Annotated in this window: 14 protein-coding genes; 7 read left to right on the forward strand and 7 right to left on the reverse strand. The window is 72.8% G+C overall.

What is annotated here, in order from left to right; all coding sequences use genetic code 11:
* Window positions 1-54: 54 nt before the first annotated feature.
* Both KIS93_RS59760 and KIS93_RS59765 read right to left on the reverse strand, forming a co-directional pair.
* Complete coding sequence (locus tag KIS93_RS59760) at window positions 55-1,488, reverse strand: N-acetylmuramoyl-L-alanine amidase (RefSeq protein WP_222108125.1); 1,434 nt, start codon at window positions 1,486-1,488, stop codon at window positions 55-57.
* A gap of 44 nt (window positions 1,489-1,532) precedes the next feature.
* A complete protein-coding gene (locus tag KIS93_RS59765) occupies window positions 1,533-2,519 on the reverse strand; it encodes a M23 family metallopeptidase (protein ID WP_186405112.1) in 987 nt (328 codons plus the stop codon).
* A 191-nt stretch (window positions 2,520-2,710) separates the two neighbouring features.
* Here KIS93_RS59765 and KIS93_RS66995 point away from each other — a divergent pair, with 191 nt between their 5' ends.
* Both KIS93_RS66995 and KIS93_RS67000 read left to right on the forward strand, forming a co-directional pair.
* Window positions 2,711-4,438: an AfsR/SARP family transcriptional regulator gene (locus KIS93_RS66995; RefSeq protein ID WP_246005545.1), complete on the forward strand. Its 1,728-nt coding sequence runs from the start codon at window positions 2,711-2,713 to the stop codon at window positions 4,436-4,438.
* Window positions 4,420-5,616 (forward strand): tetratricopeptide repeat protein, encoded by a 1,197-nt coding sequence (locus KIS93_RS67000; protein WP_246005546.1) that lies wholly within the window; start codon window positions 4,420-4,422, stop codon window positions 5,614-5,616. The genes KIS93_RS66995 and KIS93_RS67000 overlap by 19 nt, the downstream gene beginning before the upstream one ends.
* Here the strand turns inward: KIS93_RS67000 and KIS93_RS59775 are convergent.
* The 3 genes from KIS93_RS59775 to KIS93_RS59785 all read right to left on the reverse strand — a co-directional run bounded on the left by KIS93_RS59775 (window position 5,613) and on the right by KIS93_RS59785 (window position 8,503).
* Window positions 5,613-6,302: a DUF899 domain-containing protein gene (locus KIS93_RS59775; RefSeq protein WP_080039882.1), complete on the reverse strand. Its 690-nt coding sequence runs from the start codon at window positions 6,300-6,302 to the stop codon at window positions 5,613-5,615. The genes KIS93_RS67000 and KIS93_RS59775 overlap by 4 nt on opposite strands.
* Before the next feature lie 121 nt (window positions 6,303-6,423).
* Window positions 6,424-7,404: an LLM class flavin-dependent oxidoreductase gene (locus tag KIS93_RS59780; RefSeq protein WP_186405113.1), complete on the reverse strand. Its 981-nt coding sequence runs from the start codon at window positions 7,402-7,404 to the stop codon at window positions 6,424-6,426.
* A 160-nt stretch (window positions 7,405-7,564) separates the two neighbouring features.
* A complete protein-coding gene (locus KIS93_RS59785; RefSeq protein ID WP_080046871.1) occupies window positions 7,565-8,503 on the reverse strand; it encodes an RNA polymerase sigma-70 factor in 939 nt (312 codons plus the stop codon).
* 169 nt (window positions 8,504-8,672) lie between these two features.
* Here KIS93_RS59785 and KIS93_RS59790 point away from each other — a divergent pair, with 169 nt between their 5' ends.
* Complete coding sequence (locus tag KIS93_RS59790) at window positions 8,673-9,524, forward strand: SDR family NAD(P)-dependent oxidoreductase (protein WP_080039883.1); 852 nt, start codon at window positions 8,673-8,675, stop codon at window positions 9,522-9,524.
* A gap of 155 nt (window positions 9,525-9,679) precedes the next feature.
* Entirely contained in the window at window positions 9,680-10,702 is a 1,023-nt protein-coding gene (locus KIS93_RS59795) for a hypothetical protein (protein WP_080039884.1), read from the forward strand.
* 11 nt (window positions 10,703-10,713) lie between these two features.
* On the opposite strand, the gene KIS93_RS59800 is transcribed toward KIS93_RS59795, so the two are convergent.
* Together KIS93_RS59800 and KIS93_RS59805 are read right to left on the reverse strand one after the other, a co-directional pair.
* Window positions 10,714-11,550, reverse strand: a complete 837-nt coding sequence (locus KIS93_RS59800; RefSeq protein ID WP_080039885.1) for a universal stress protein — start codon at window positions 11,548-11,550, stop codon at window positions 10,714-10,716.
* Window positions 11,551-11,693: 143 nt separating this feature from the next.
* Complete coding sequence (locus KIS93_RS59805) at window positions 11,694-12,359, reverse strand: carboxymuconolactone decarboxylase family protein (RefSeq protein WP_080039886.1); 666 nt, start codon at window positions 12,357-12,359, stop codon at window positions 11,694-11,696.
* 79 nt (window positions 12,360-12,438) lie between these two features.
* Between KIS93_RS59805 and KIS93_RS68180 the strand changes: the two genes are divergently transcribed.
* Genes KIS93_RS68180 through KIS93_RS59815 form a run of 3 tightly spaced genes read left to right on the forward strand, consistent with a single transcriptional unit; the run spans window position 12,439 to window position 14,215 of the window.
* Complete coding sequence (locus KIS93_RS68180; protein WP_268966980.1) at window positions 12,439-12,561, forward strand: hypothetical protein; 123 nt, start codon at window positions 12,439-12,441, stop codon at window positions 12,559-12,561.
* On the forward strand, window positions 12,558-12,989 hold the full coding sequence (locus tag KIS93_RS59810; protein WP_080039887.1) for a hypothetical protein: 432 nt from the start codon (window positions 12,558-12,560) through the stop codon (window positions 12,987-12,989). Before KIS93_RS68180 ends, KIS93_RS59810 begins: the two co-directional genes overlap by 4 nt.
* A complete protein-coding gene (locus tag KIS93_RS59815) occupies window positions 12,986-14,215 on the forward strand; it encodes an NRAMP family divalent metal transporter (RefSeq protein WP_080039888.1) in 1,230 nt (409 codons plus the stop codon). Before KIS93_RS59810 ends, KIS93_RS59815 begins: the two co-directional genes overlap by 4 nt.
* The last annotated feature ends 80 nt before the right edge of the window (window positions 14,216-14,295 follow it).

Consider the following 14,295-nt stretch of genomic DNA (forward strand, 5'->3'; position numbering starts at 1 on the left):
TGAGCGCGTGATGCCGGGCCGCACCGGAAAGGTGCGGCCCGGCATCGGTGTTTTCTAGTCGCAGTGCTCGAACGGGCTGTCGTAGACGGACGAGCCCACCTTGCCACCCCATTTGACGCATTCACCCGCCGCCGCGGCCCGCACCGGGCCCGCGTAGTAGGCGAAGTTCCCGCTGTCGGTGATGCGGGTCTTGCCCTGCACCTCCAGGTACGCGCTGGTGGCGCTGGCCGTGCCGATCGACGTCTTCTTGATCGTGGCCACGCAGTTGTTGCCGTTGGCGGCGTTGTAGAGCAGGTGGACCGTCCCGGCCGAGCCGAGCGCGGCGCTGTCGATCACCTTGTAGCCGCTGCCGCACACCGACTCGGGCGTGTGCGGGTTCGTGGTGCCGCCGCCGCCCGTGACGTACTGCATGAACGTGGTCCAGTTCCAGTAGCCGCCGGGGTCGGTGTGGTCGGTGCCGGGCACCTGGTTGTGGCCGACGATGTGCGTGCGGTCCTTGGGGATGCCGTAGCGGTCGGCGATGTTGCGGGTCAGCGCGGCCGACGAGCGGTACATCGCGTCGGTGAACCACGTGGCGTCGTCGACGAAGCCCTCGTGCTCGATGCCGACCGAGCGGCGGTTGTAGTCGCCGGCGTGGAAGGCGCGGTCCTTCTCCCTGACCATCTGGGTGACGGCGCCGTCGGAGGAACGCACCACGTAGTGGGAGCTGACCTTGGCCGCCGGGTTCTGGAACCAGGAGATCGTCCCGGCGTAGGAGCCCTGCGTCACGTGGATGACGATCCGGTCGATCGCGTCGCTGGACGGGCGGCTGGAGACGGCGTAGTTGGCGCTGTTGGCGGGTACCCACGTGGCCTGCGGGTAGTCCGTCGAGGCCGCCAACGTGCCGGGGCCGTCGAGGTCCTTGGCCTTGGCGTAGGCGCCGCGGTCGGGCTCGACCGTTCGGGGCTTGACCGTGACGCTCTCGCCGCCCGCGGTGGTGCCGCGCACGCCCTCGGCCAGCAGGTCGTAGACGGTGTCGGCGTACAGGCGGGCCACGTCCGGCGACGTGGCGCCGCCGTAGCGGGCGATCGGCACGTACCACTCGGCGGGGTCCTTGCGGGCGGCGGCGTCCAGGCCCGCCTCGTCGGCGTAGGCGCGCAGCACGGCGGCGCCGCCGGTGATGTTGGCGGCGTCGTCGCTCTTCAGCTCCGCCACCGGCAGGTCGGTGAGGGTGGCCGCGCGCTCCAGTGTCCGGGACGCGACCAGGTGCATCAGGCCGTAGCCGCCGCTGGCGCTGGGCCGGCCGTCGTGGCCGTCCAGGTGGGTCTCGGCGTAGGCGAGCGAGACCAGCAGGTCGCGCGGCACCTCGTACGTGGCGGCCGCCTTGGCGAACGCCCCCGAGACGGGGCCGTCGAGGGACGTGGCCGCGGCCGGGCTCCCCATGAGCAGCGCGGCGGGGATCAGCACGCCGGTCAGCAGCGCGGCTGAGCGGCGCAGTCGGGCTCGCACAGTGGTTCTCTCCTCAGGAAGTTCTCGATCGTGGGGGGACGCGCTCAGTCGCAGTGCTCGAACGGGCTGTCGTAGACGGCCGAGCCCGCCTTGCCGCCCCACTTGACGCACTTGCCGGCCGCCGTGGCCTGCACCGGGCCCGCGTAGTAGGCGAAGCTGCCGCTGTCGGTGACCCGGCTCTTGCCCTGCACCTCCAGGTACGCGCTGGTGGCCGTGGCCTTGCCCAGCGACGACTTCTTGATGGTGGCCACGCAGTTGGTGCCGTTGCCCGCGTTGTAGAGCAGGTAGGCGGTGCCGGCCGAGCCGAGCGCGGCCGAGTCGATCACCTTGTAGCCGGCGCCGCAGACCGAGGTCGCGGTGTGCGGGTTGGTGCCGCCGCTGCCGCCGCAGGAGTTCTTCGAGGTGAGCGTCTGGTTCGGGTAGCCGAAGGTGGCGCCGTTGAAGACGGCCTTGCGGATGTTGCTCGGGTAGCTGGTGCCCTGGCGGACCTCGTAGTGCAGGTGCGGGCTGATGTTGTTGCCCGGCTTGCTGGTGTTGCCGACGGTGCCGATCTTCTGGCCCTGGGCGACCTGCGCGCCGGCGGCGACGGAGCGGGAGTTCAGATGCGCGTAGTACGACGTCCAGCCGCCGCCGTGGTCGATCTTGACCAGGTTGCCGTAGCCGTTCGTGGAGCCCTGGTGGGCGGAGATGACCACGGTGCCGGCCGCGGCGGCCACGACGGTGTCGCCCAGGTCGGCGGAGGCGCTGCTGCCGCGGTTGAAGTCGATCTCGTACGAGCGGTGCGCGCTGCTGCCGCTGGAGTTGCCCGTCCAGCTCTGGCCGCAGGGGAAGGGGAGCTGGAAGCTCGGCGCGGCGAGGGTCGAGACCTCAGGGACGTCGACCTGGTTCGGCGGGTCGTTCTGGTCCGCGGGCGGGGTGGAAGGCGCGGCGGATGGTGACGGGGCCGGCGTCGGCGCGGCCGAGGCGGCCTGTCCGGCCGCGAGCCCGCAGACCAGGACGAACACCGCCGTGAGCACCCTGCTGGGTCGCATAAGGATCCTTTCCGTACGGCTCAGGGACGGGAACCGCCCCGCGCCGATCATGATCAAGTGGATCTCTCGACGTGCGCTTGCTGGGGCTCAAGATTGCGAGTACGGCGTACAAAGAACATCCAAAATCGGTATAAAGGCTCAACCCGGCAATGGTTGCAATTACCTCCAGCCAAGGAGTAGGTGCGGTCATAGTGGTCGATCAACCAGCCTTCGGCGTCCTCGGGCCGTTACAGGTCCGGGCCGCGGACCGGAGCCTGCGCGTCGGCGGCACCAAGCCGCGGCTGCTCCTGGCGACCCTGCTGCTCGACGCGAACCAGGTGGTCGGCTCCGACACGCTCGTCGAGGTCCTGTGGGCCGGGAACCCGCCCTCGTCCGCGACGGCCAACCTGCGCACGTACGTGAGCTCCTTACGCGGGGTCCTCGGCACGGCCGGGGCCCGCATCGCCGCCCACCCCTCCGGGTACGCGCTGGAGGTGGCGGCGGAGCGGCTGGACCTGCTGCTGTTCGAGGACCTGGTGGGCAGGGCGCGGGCCGCCGGGCGTACCGAGACGGGCGCGGCGCTGCTGCGTGCGGCGCTCGACCTGTGGCGCGGCCGGCCACTCAGCGACCTGCCGGCCAGCCCCGCCTGGGACGCGCGGCTGCGCGCCCTCACCCAGGCCAGGCTCGGCGCGGCCGAGGAGCTGGTCGCCACGCAGCTCGCCGTGGGCGAGCACGCCTGCGCCATCGACGGCCTGCGCGAGCTGATCGGCGAGCACCCGTACCGCGAGGATCTGTGGCAGCAGCTCATCCTGGCCCTGCACCGCGGCGGGCGGCGGGCCGAGGCGCTGCACGCCTACACCGTCATCCGGCAGCAGCTCGTGGACGATCTCGGCATCGAGCCGGGCCAGGACCTGCGCGAGGCCCATGCCCGCGTCCTGGCCGAGGACACCCTCCCAGACCCCGCCGTGTCTTCAAGCATCAACACGGGCGTGGGCGCGGGAACGGGCGCTGCGCCAGGCGTGGGCGTGCCACCGCCGCACCAGCTTCCGGCCGACGTCGCGGACTTCACCGGGCGGGCCGCCGCCGTCGCCACCCTGACGGGTTTCCTGTCCGCCGGGGAACGGCAGCCGGACGGGCCGCCCGCCATCGCCGTGGTCGTCGGCCCGCCCGGCGTCGGCAAGACGGCGCTGGCCGTGCACTGCGCCCACGCCGTCCGCCCCGGCTACCCCGCCGGGCAGCTGCACCTGTGCCTGGGCGGCACCGAGGAGGCCCCGGCCGACCCGGCGGACCTGCTGGCCGAGGCGCTGCGGGCGCTGGGCGTCGGCGGCGCCGCGATGCCGCCGACCGTGCACGAGCGCTCCGCCCTGTACCGCTCCCTGCTGGCCGAGCGGCCCATGCTCGTCCTCCTCGACGACGCCGCCGACGCGGCCCAGGTGCGCGCCATGCTGCCGGGTAGCGGCAGCGCCGTCCTGGTGACCAGCCAGCGGCGCGTCACCGAGCTGCCCGGCGCGCTCCTGCTGGAGCTGGACGTGCTGCCGCCCGGCGAGGCCGAGGAACTGCTCGGCCGGATCGTCGGCGAGCGGCGGGTGGCCGCCGACCGGGAGGCGGCGCTGGCGATCCTCGACGCGTGCGGCCACCTGCCCCTGGCCATCAGGATCGCCGGCGCCCGCCTGGCGGGCCGGCCCGGCTGGCCGCTCGGCGTGCTCCAGCGGCGCCTGGCCGACGAGGCCGCCCGGCTCGACGAGCTGCGCGCCGGCGACCTGGAGGTGCGCGGCTCGTTCGAGCGCAGCACGCGGCGCCTGACGGGCGAGGCGGCGACGGCGTTCCAGGCGTTCGGCCTGCTCGGCCGGCCTCGGTGCCCGGCTGGGTGGCCGACGCCGTGCTGGGCCGGCCCCGTACCGAAGCCGTCGTGGACTCCCTCGTGGACGCCAGCCTTCTGAGGCTGGCCGGCACCGACGCGCTCGGCCAGCCCCGTTACCAGGTGCACGACCTGATGCGCTGCCAGGCCAGGCAGCACGCGGGCGGCGCGGCGCAGCGGCGGGCGATCGCGCGCGTGCTCGACGGCTGGGCCGGCGCCGCCGGTCACGCCACCGCCCGGCTGCCCACGACGCTGTTCAGCCTGACGCCCGAGGGGCCCGCCTCGTGGAGCCTGCCCGGCGAGACGCTCGCGCAGCTCACCGCGGACCCGCTGGCGTGGTTCGAGGCGGAGCGGGAGTCGCTGGTGGAGGCCGTGCGGCTGGCCGCCGGCAGCGGCCTGGCCGGCTCCGCGTGGAAGCTGGCCGCCGCCCTCGTCCCGTACTTCGACCTGCACTGCCGCCTGGAGGAGTGGCGGCTGACGCACCGGCTGGCCCTCGACAGCGCCCGCGCGGCCGGCGACCGGCGCGGCGAGGCCGCCATGCTGCGCGGGCTCGGCCAGGTGTGCCTGTACCAGGACCGCTACGCCGAGGCCGACGACATGCTGCGGCGGGCCAGGGCGCTGTTCCGCGAGCTGGGCGACGCGCGCGGCGAGGCGATCTCGATCTGCGGGCTGGGCGCGGTCAGCCAGTTCTCCGGGCGGCACCTGCGGGCGCTCGGCTCCTTCCGGCACGCGCTGGCCATGTTCCTGGCCGTCGGCGACCGCGGCGGCGAGGCGTACGCGCGGCAGGCGATCGGGCGGATCTTCCTGTCGCTGCGGGACCTGCGGCAGGCGTCCCGGTGGCTGGAGGAGGCGCTGCGGCTGGCCAGGGAGCTGGGCGACACGCACCGGGAGGGGTGCGTGTCGATGCACCTGGGCCGCCTGCACGACATGAAGGCCGACGCCGGGGCGGCGATGCGCTTCCAGGGGCGCGCCCTGGACATCTTCGAGCGGCTCGGCGACCGGCACTGCGGCGCGTACGCGATGCAGAGCCTGGGCGGGCTGCAGGCGGCCAACGGCGAGCGGTCCGGCGGCTCCGACCGGCTGCGGGCGTCCCTGGTGATCTTCCAGCAGCTCGGTGACCGCAGCGGGGAGGCGGCGACGTTCCAGACGCTCGGCGAGCTCTACCGCTCGGCCGGGCGCTCCGCGCTCGCCTCCCACTACCTGCACCGCGCCGTCGAGCTGCGCAGGGAGCTGCGCGAGCACCGCTCCCCGGTCCCCTAGTCGGCGGGGCCGTAGAGCGCGGCGATGTCCTTCGAGGAGGCCCACCGGCTGTAGGTGGGCGACTGCGGCCAGCCGTCGGGCGAGTCCTGCCACTCCTCCTGACGCCCGTACGGCAGCAGGTCGATGAGCGCGAAGGTGTGGCTGAGCTGCTCGGTGCCGCGCCCGTCGGTGTGCCAGGTGCGGTACACGGTGTCGTCGTCGTCGCGCAGGAACACGTTGACGGCGAAGCCGCCGCCGGCCGGCGCGCCGACGTCGGCGCCGAACGGGCTGTTCGCGGTGGAGTACCAGGTCATCCGGTTGCCGACGCGCCGCTTGTACGCCAGCGCCTCGTCGATCGGGCCCTGGGTGACGACGACGAAGCGGGCGTCGTAGGCGTCGAGGAAGTCGAGCCGGGTGAACTGCGAGGTGAACCCCGTGCAGCCCGGGCACTGCCACTCCTTGCCCGGGAACCACATGTGGTGGTAGGTGATCAGCTGCCGCTTGCCGTCGAAGACGTCCGCCAGCCGGATCGGGCCCTGCTCGCCCTCCAGGGTGTAGTCCGGCATCCGCACCATGGGCAGGCGGCGGCGCTGGGCGGCGATGGCGTCGAGCTCCCGGGTCGCGGCCTTCTCCCTGGCGCGCAGCGCGTCGAGCTCCCGCCGCCAGGTGGCGGCGTCGGTGACGGGCGGGAGTGCGTTCGTGGTCATGGGTCCCTCACTGATCGGTTGCGCGGGCCTTGCGTGAGTACGGACCGCGCGGGGCCGCGAAACTCATCGGTGCGGCCCCAACCGGTGAAAGATGTGGCCCCAACCGGTGCAGGATGCGGCCTCAGCCGGTGAGGCGCGGGATGACCTTCTCGCCGAACAGCCGGATCGCGGCCAGCACGTCGTCCTGTGGCAGCCCGCCGATGTCGATCAGCACGAGGTGCGCGTCGAGGCCCAGCAGCTTCTGCTGGGCGTTGAGCCGGTCGGCGACCTCGCCGGGGTCGCCGCAGATCGCCGCGCCCTCCATCAGCGCGTCGATGTCGATCCGGCCGCCGTCGCCCCGCCACGGGCTGGCGAAGGCCGCGTACGCCTCCAGGTAGGGGCGCCAGTGGTCGCGGGCGCCGTACTCGGCGACGTACACGTGACTGGGTAAGGCGACCCGGCCCGGGTGGTCGCGCCGGTAGCCGGCCACGACGTCGGCGTACACGCGGGGATCGCGCAGCGTGCTCGGCAGCATGAGCGGCAGGCCCAGCTCCGCGGCGAAGGCGGCGGAGGCCGCCGAGCCGCTGCCCACCCACAGCGTCGGGTGCGGCCGCTGGATCGGGCGCGGCGTGGTGGTCACGCTCTCCAGCGGGCTGCGGAACGTGCCGCGCCAGGTGACGTTCTCCTCCCGCAGCAGCTTCAGCAGCAGCATCAGGTGCTCGTGGAAGCGGGGCCGCAGGTCGGAGGGCGCGATGCCGAACGCGACGTCGGTCTCCTTGGACACGCCGCGGGCCACGATGAGCTCGGCCCGGCCGCCCGACAGCACGTCGAGGGTGGCGACCTCCTCCGCGACGCGCACCGGGTCGTGGTGGGCCAGCAGCGTGACGCCGGTGGACAGGCGCAGCGTGCTCGTGCGGGCCGCGATCGTGGCGAGCAGCAGCTCCGGCGCGGAGATGATGTAACGGGTGAAGTGGTGCTCGCCCACCGCCACGCCGGTGAAGCCGGCCTGCTCGGCCACCACGGCCTGCTCGACGACGGCGCGGACGCGCTCGGGCTCGGACGGTGCTCGCCCCGTACGTGGATCCGGCAGATGATCCCCCAGGATCAGCAGGTAGACCTCCACAGACCAGGACTCTACCTGCGGGAAACCGCCTGCCGCGCGGGGCCGGAGCGAGCGGGGAACGGGCGGCCGCGCGGCGCCGGGGCGTGCGGGAGCCGGCGGTCGCGCGGCAGGCGGGCGCGCGGGAGACCGGCGGTCGGGCGGCAGGCGGGCGCGGGAGGGGTCAGCGCAGGGTGAGCGGGGTCTCGGAGCCGATCCGGGTGAGCTTGCCGGGGTTGCGGACGTAGTACACGCCGGTGATGCGGGAGCCTTCGACGCTGACCGTCAGGACGCCGTCGATCTCGCCGTTCACGCGCAGCACGAGCGCGGGGTTGCCGTTGAGCACGGCGGGGTCGCCGGTGAGCGTGACCTGGGCCTTGCCGATGCCGCCGATGATGAAGCGGGCCACCTTGCCGGCGCCGAGGATCGGCCGCGGCGCGGCCTGCTTGACGCCGCCGCCGTCGCTGATCAGGACGACCTCGGGCGCGAGCACGTCGAGCAGCCCTTGCAGGTCGCCCGTCTCGAACGCGCGCCGGAACGACTCCAGCGCCGCCCTGGCCACGTCGGGGGACACGATCTCGCGCGGCCGTCGGGCGTCGACGTGCCGGCGGGCGCGGTGCGCGATCTGCCGCACGGTCGCGGGGGTCTTGCCGACGGCGGCGGCGATCTCGTCGTAGCCGACGTCGAAGACCTCGCGCAACACGAACACGGCGCGCTCGGTCGGCGCCAGCGTCTCCAGCACCAGCATCAGCGCCATCGACACGCTCTCGGCCAGCTCGGCGTCCTCGGCCACGTCCGGCGCGGTGAGCAGCGGCTCCGGCAGCCACGGGCCGACGTAGTCCTCCTTGCGGCGCTTCATCGTGCGCAGCCGGTCGAGGGCCCGCCGGGTGGTGATCCGGACGAGGTAGGCGCGCTGGTCCTGCACCTGGTCGAGGTCCACCTTCGTCCACCGCAGCCACGTCTCCTGGAGCACGTCCTCGGCGTCGGCGGCCGAGCCGAGCATCTCGTAGGCGACGGTGAACAGCAGGTTGCGGTGCGTGACGAACGCCTCGGTCGCGGGGTCGGACAGCTCGGCGTGCGGCCCGTCCGTGGCCGCCGACGCCGGTTCGCCGCGCTCGTTCATGTCCCGCTCCCGCCTGATCGACCCCATTGTGCTCGTTCACGAGACGCCGCCCGCCACCGGGGTGTGACATGCGCGTTCGGTGGTGTACGTCACACGGCCGCGCTGTCACACGGAGGGGGGTCACCGGCGCCTCATGGTTGTCGGACACCATGAAGGACAGGAAAAGATCATGAGCAAGGTGTGGTTCGTCACCGGTTCGTCACGCGGCCTGGGCCGCTGCTTCGTCGAGGCCGCGCTGGCCCACGGGGACCGGGTGGCCGCCACCGCCCGTAGCGTCGACGCCCTGGAGGAGCTGACCGCCACCTACGGCGACAACGTGCTCCCGCTGGCGATGGACGTCACCGACAAGGCGGCCGTCTTCGCCGCCGTCGAGCGGGCCCGCGAGCACTTCGGCCGGCTGGACGTCATCGTCAACAACGCCGGCTACGCCCAGGTCGGCGCGGTCGAGGAGCTGAGCGAGCAGGAGCTGCGCGACCAGATGGAGACCAACCTGTTCGGCGCCGTCTGGGTGATCCAGGCGGCCCTGCCGACCCTGCGCGAGCAGCGCTCGGGCCACATCATCCAGCTCTCGTCGGCCGCCGGCCTCATCGCCATGCCCCTCGGGGGCGCCTACCACGCCTCCAAGTGGGCGCTGGAGGGGCTCAACGAGGCCCTGGCCGGCGAGGTCGCCGAGTTCGGCGTCAAGGTCACCATCATCGAGCCGGGCGGCTTCGCCACCCGCGCCGGCCAGAACCCCGACCCGCTCAACAACGGCCACATGGCCCAGCCCGACCCCGCCTACGACGCCCTGCGCCGGCGTCTGGGCGCGATCGCCGGCAAGCAGCCCGCCGGCGACCCGGCCGCCGCCGCCCAGACCCTCATCAAGATCGTCTCCATGGCCGAGCCGCCGCTGCGGGTCCTGTTCGGCCAGGGCTTCTACCCGATGATCCAGCAGGCGTACGCCGACCGGCTCAAGGAGTGGGCCGACGGGCAGGACCTCTCGGCCCAGGCGCAGGGCAACCTCGGCGCCGCGAGCCGGTAACCCCGGGCCCGCCCGGACCGACATATGCCGCATTCCGGGCATATGTGGAGATCCCGGTCCGTCAGGCCCGTTTCCGAGACATGCCCCGGGGAGATCGCGTACGGTGACGCGTTGACCACCGGCCAAGCCCGCAAGCCTCCCCGGAGCCTGCTCTCATGCGAACCGCCACGGCGATCCTCTCCTTCGTGCTCGCCCTCGCCCTCCTGCCCCTCCAACCGGCCGCCGCCGCGTCGCTGCCCGGCGGCAAGAGCACCTACGTCGTCTCCCAGGGCCACCTGAAGGCGTCCTCCCGGGAGAACTGGGTCCGCCTGGGCACCTACCGCTTCGCCGCGAACGGCACGGTCAGCGCCTCGTCGTACCTGTGGTGGCAGCGCCGTCCCGAGGCCAGGCAGCGCACCGGCATGGTCCCCGACAAGAGCTGCACCACCAAGGCGGGAGGCTCGGCCTCCCGCCCCCGCATGTGCCGGGTGCTCACCGCCGGCGGCTACACCGGCGCCCCGGACGAGAGCCGCACCGGCACGTTCACCATGGCCGGCGACGTCCTCACCATCCGGTGGAAGATCGCCCAGGCGTGGACGGAGCAGTGGTACGTCCGCCGCTCCCCCGACGGCAAGCTGACCCGCCTCGACCTCAAGGGCAGCACCCTGGCCACGCACGGGTACGGCTACGGCAGCAACGCCGCGATCGGCACCCGGCGCGCGATGAGCTCGGTCAAGGCGTTCCCCGGCGCGCTGCGGCAGGACCTGACGAGCTGGGCCGGCGACAAACTCGTCACCTCGAACAACCAGCCGTTCAGCCTCTCCTCCTTCCGCGCCTGCACCACCACGACGTCGTGCCTGACGTACCTGCAGCCGTCGTCGCGCAGCGCCTGCCAGAAGTCCGGCGGCTGCCCGAACTACGGCGGCGGGACGAAGGCCGACATCAGCTCCATCCAGTACTACCTCACGAAGATCTCCAACTCCGACCGCCGCGACACGATGTGGCACTGGTGCACCTGCCTGGCGATGGAGCGCCGCGAGTTCTGCTACACCGGCAACTCCCACGTCAAGCCGCTCATGCAGGTCATCGACGACAGCGGCGCCTTCCGCGGCTGGGTCGGCGCCGAAGCGTCCTTCTCGACCGGCTCGTCCAGGAAGGCCGACATGCTGGCGGTGTTCCGCCTCACCGACTTCCGCTGATCCGAGACGGTTCAGGCGCGGACGACGGCGACCGGGCAGCGGGCATGGTGCAGCACGCCCCGGCTGACCGAGCCGAGCAGCGCCGAGCCGAGGGCGCCGCGCCCGTGCGAGCCGACCACCAGCAGACCGGCGCGTTCGGAGGCCGCCGTCAGCGCGTCCACCGGATGCGCGCACGGGACGTCCTCGACCACCCGCGGGTGGTCCGGGCCGAGCACCTTCAGCCGGTCGCGGATCACCTGCGACTGCAGGGCGCGGATGTCGTCCAGGTCGTACGGGATGTCCGGGGCGTAGGCGTGCACGGGGAGCTGCCAGGCGTGCACCACCCTGAGCGTCGCGCCCCGCAGCAGCGCCTGCTCGCCGGCGTAGGCGAGGGCCGGCTCGCACTCCGGCGAGTCGTCCACCCCCACCACGACCTCCTCGCTCGCGGGCAGGTGCGCGCCGCGCACCACGACCACCGGGCAGCGGACGTGCCCGGCCAGGTGCATGCTCACCGAGCCCAGCAGCGCCCCGGCGAACCCGCCCAGCCCCCGGCTGCCGACCACCAGCGCGGCGGCGTCCCCCACCTGCTCGGCCAGCACCTCGGCCGGCCGGCCCGCCACCTGCCGGGTGGTGACCTCGACGGCCGGCTGCCGCTCCCGTATCAGCGCCTCCGCCTCGTCCAGCACCTGCCGACCCGCGCGCAGCAGCAGGTCCGGCAGGTCGGCGCCGGGGGGCTTGCCGACCTGGTACCACGAGGTGTCGGCCACGTGCACGACCCGCAGCGGCAGGCGCCTGCGTGCGGCGTCGCCGGCCGCCCACTCCACGGCGGCACGCGAGGCCACCGACCCGTCCGCGCCCACGATGATCATGTTTCCTCCTCCTTCGTCACGCCTCCCATCGCACCACGCGCCTCCCGCTCCCGTCAGGGCCGGAGGTCGCGCCCACAAGGGCCGAACGGCCCTGTCCGCCACCGGCGTGAGCGCCTTTACAACGTAGATTCGTTATGCGCCTCTTAGGCGGCGCCGGCAAGCAGGTCGTCGAGCACGTGCAGGGCCCGCCACGCCGTCGTCATGCCGAACCGGGCGGAGAAGCGCACGACCGCCCGAAGGTCCTCCGGGGTGGCGCCGGCGCCGAGGGCCCGGCCGACGTGGGCGCGGAAGCTCTCCTCCAGGGTCTGGTAGAGCACGTCGACGGTCATCGTGATGAAGGCGCGCTCCCGTACCGACAGCAGACGCATATTGGCGCGCATGCGTGACTGCAGGTCCATGTAGCGGGCGAAGGGGGCGTCGAGGGCGGCCACCTCCTGCCGCATGCGCTCCGGCAGCGGGCTGCCGGAGCCGGCGGCGTTCACCTCGTGGGCCTGGCCGGTGGGGCGGGGCAGGTCGTGCTCGCGCTCCAGCTCGACCAGGCGGGCCAGCGCCGACTGGGCGGCCGGGTAGCCGCTGTCGTAGGCGACGAAGCGGAGCAGCTCGCGCAGGTCGTCGGCGGAGACGCCACTGTCCAGCGCCGCCAGCACGTGCCGGGTGAAGGGCAGGCCGAGGGTCTGCCGGCAGACGTCGGCGGTGAGGTTGAGCAGGGCCTGCTCGCGTGCGGTCAGCTCGGTGATCTCGGCCTGGAGCAGGCTGTCGGTGGCGGCGCTCATCTCGTCGAACGTCGCGTCCATCACCTGGGTGTGCATGAAGGTCCTCCATGAGTGAACAACTGTAGCGCTACGACTGTAGGGCAACAGGTGTTCACTCACAAGAGGCAGGACTGATGTGGATCTATCAGGGCAGTTCACGGTCGTGATGGATGAAGGGCTCGTCCTGCTGATGGCGTGGGGGCAGTTCCTGGCGCTGCTGGTCGTGCTCGGGTACGTGCTGCTGAGGCGGCAGTCATGAGGGCGGGCTGGGTGGCCCTCGCGCTGGCCGTCGGGGCGGCGGGGTGTTCGAGCCCGGCGTGGAACGACCGCGACTACGAGCTGAAGGCCGCCGCCTCCGCCGAGACGGTCGGCTCGACCGTCGAGGTGGTACGGCTCGCCGTGGGCGGCGGCGGGCGGCTGACGCGGCCGTACCTGAAAGTCGTGCTGACGAACGCCGCCGGGCAGGTGCAGAGCGTCAACGACCAGTTCGGCGGCGTGCAGCCGCCGTCCGAGCGGGCGGAGAAGCTGGGCGAGCAGTTGCTGCAGGTCACCGAGCGGGCCGAGAAGGAGATCTCCGGGCTGCTGGTGGAGGTGCGGCGCGACCGGGTGGAGGACCCGGCGGCGGCGGTGCGGCGGCTGGCCGGGCTGGGCGAGAGGTTGCGGGGCTTCCAGGAAGAGTACGAATGAAGAAGTTCCTGGGCATCACGCTGGGCATCCTGACCGCGATCGGCGGGTTCGTGGACATCGGCGACCTGGTCGCCAACGCGCTGGTCGGCTCCCGGTTCGGCATGTCGCTGGCGTGGGTGGTGGTGCTGGGCGTGCTGGGCATCTGCGTGTTCGCCGAGATGTCCGGACGCATCGCGGCGGTCTCCGGGCGTGCGGTGTTCGACCTGGTACGCGAGCGCCTCGGCCCCAAGGCCGGCCTGGCCAACCTCGGGGCGTCGTTCTTCATCCTGGGCCTGACCGTGGCCGCCGAGATCGGCGGCGCGGCGCTGGCCCTGGAGCTGGCCACCGGCGTGAACTACCTGCTGTGGGTGCCGGGCGTGGCGTTCGTGGCGTGGCTGGTCATGTGGCGGGTGAAGTTCGAGACCATCGAGCGGGTCTTCGGGCTCGGCGGGCTGGCGCTGGTGGTGTTCGTCGTCGCCCTGTGGCAGCTCGGGCCCGACTGGGGGCAGCTCTGGCAGCAGGCCGCCCGGCCCGCGCCGCCCGAGGGCGAGGCCGTGCCGACGTACTTCTACTACGCGATCGCGCTGCTGGGCGGGGCCATGACGCCGTACGAGGTGTTCTTCTTCTCCTCCGGCGGCGTCGAGGAGAAGTGGACGCGCTCGGACCTGTCGGTCTCGCGGGCGAACGTGTTCATCGGCTTCCCGCTCGGCGGCCTGCTGTCGCTGGCCATCGCCGCGTGCGCGGCCACCGTGTTCCTGCCGGTGCACGTGCAGGTGGACTCGCTGGACCAGATGGTGCTGCCGGTCGCGCTGGGCGTCGGCCAGATCGGGCTGGCGCTGGTGATCCTCGGCGTGTTCGCGGCCACGTTCGGGGCGACGCTGGAGGTGGCGCTGTCGTCGGGCTACTGCCTGAGCCAGTATTTCGGCTGGCAGTGGGGCAAGTTCGTGCGGCCGCGCGAGGCGGCGCGGTTCCACGCCACCATCCTCGTGGTGATGATCGTGGCGACGGCGCTCATCCTGACGACCATCGACCCGATCATGGTGACCGAGTACTCGCTGGTGTTCTCGGCGGCGGCGCTGCCGCTGACGTACCTGCCGGTGCTGATGATCGCCAACGACCGGGACTACATGCGGGACAAGGTGAACGGCAGGCTCTCCAACACGCTGGGGACGATATTCATGATCCTTCTTGTCGTGGTGTCCATCGCGGCGATCCCGCTCATGCTGGCCACGAAGGCGGGCCAATGAGTGGGCCGGCGGGGCGGGCCCGCGTGCTGCACGCGCAGCTCCACCTGCTGGACCGGCAGGTGGTGCACGACCACGACGGC

The sequence above is a fragment of the [Actinomadura] parvosata subsp. kistnae genome (assembly GCF_900323885.1).
Lineage (GTDB): Bacteria > Actinomycetota > Actinomycetes > Streptosporangiales > Streptosporangiaceae > Nonomuraea > Nonomuraea composti.

Excerpts from the sequence above, each read along its gene's own strand:
- KIS93_RS59785 (WP_080046871.1), bottom strand. The coding sequence starts at position 8,503 with ATGAACGAGCGCGGCGAACCGGCGTCGGCGGCCACGGACGGGCCGCAC.
- KIS93_RS59765 (WP_186405112.1), bottom strand. The coding sequence starts at position 2,519 with ATGCGACCCAGCAGGGTGCTCACGGCGGTGTTCGTCCTGGTCTGCGGG.
- KIS93_RS59800 (WP_080039885.1), bottom strand. The coding sequence starts at position 11,550 with ATGATCATCGTGGGCGCGGACGGGTCGGTGGCCTCGCGTGCCGCCGTG.
- KIS93_RS59775 (WP_080039882.1), bottom strand. The coding sequence starts at position 6,302 with ATGACCACGAACGCACTCCCGCCCGTCACCGACGCCGCCACCTGGCGG.
- KIS93_RS59805 (WP_080039886.1), bottom strand. The coding sequence starts at position 12,359 with ATGCACACCCAGGTGATGGACGCGACGTTCGACGAGATGAGCGCCGCC.
- KIS93_RS59790 (WP_080039883.1), top strand. The coding sequence starts at position 8,673 with ATGAGCAAGGTGTGGTTCGTCACCGGTTCGTCACGCGGCCTGGGCCGC.
- KIS93_RS59795 (WP_080039884.1), top strand. The coding sequence starts at position 9,680 with ATGCGAACCGCCACGGCGATCCTCTCCTTCGTGCTCGCCCTCGCCCTC.
- KIS93_RS59815 (WP_080039888.1), top strand. The coding sequence starts at position 12,986 with ATGAAGAAGTTCCTGGGCATCACGCTGGGCATCCTGACCGCGATCGGC.
- KIS93_RS59810 (WP_080039887.1), top strand. The coding sequence starts at position 12,558 with ATGAGGGCGGGCTGGGTGGCCCTCGCGCTGGCCGTCGGGGCGGCGGGG.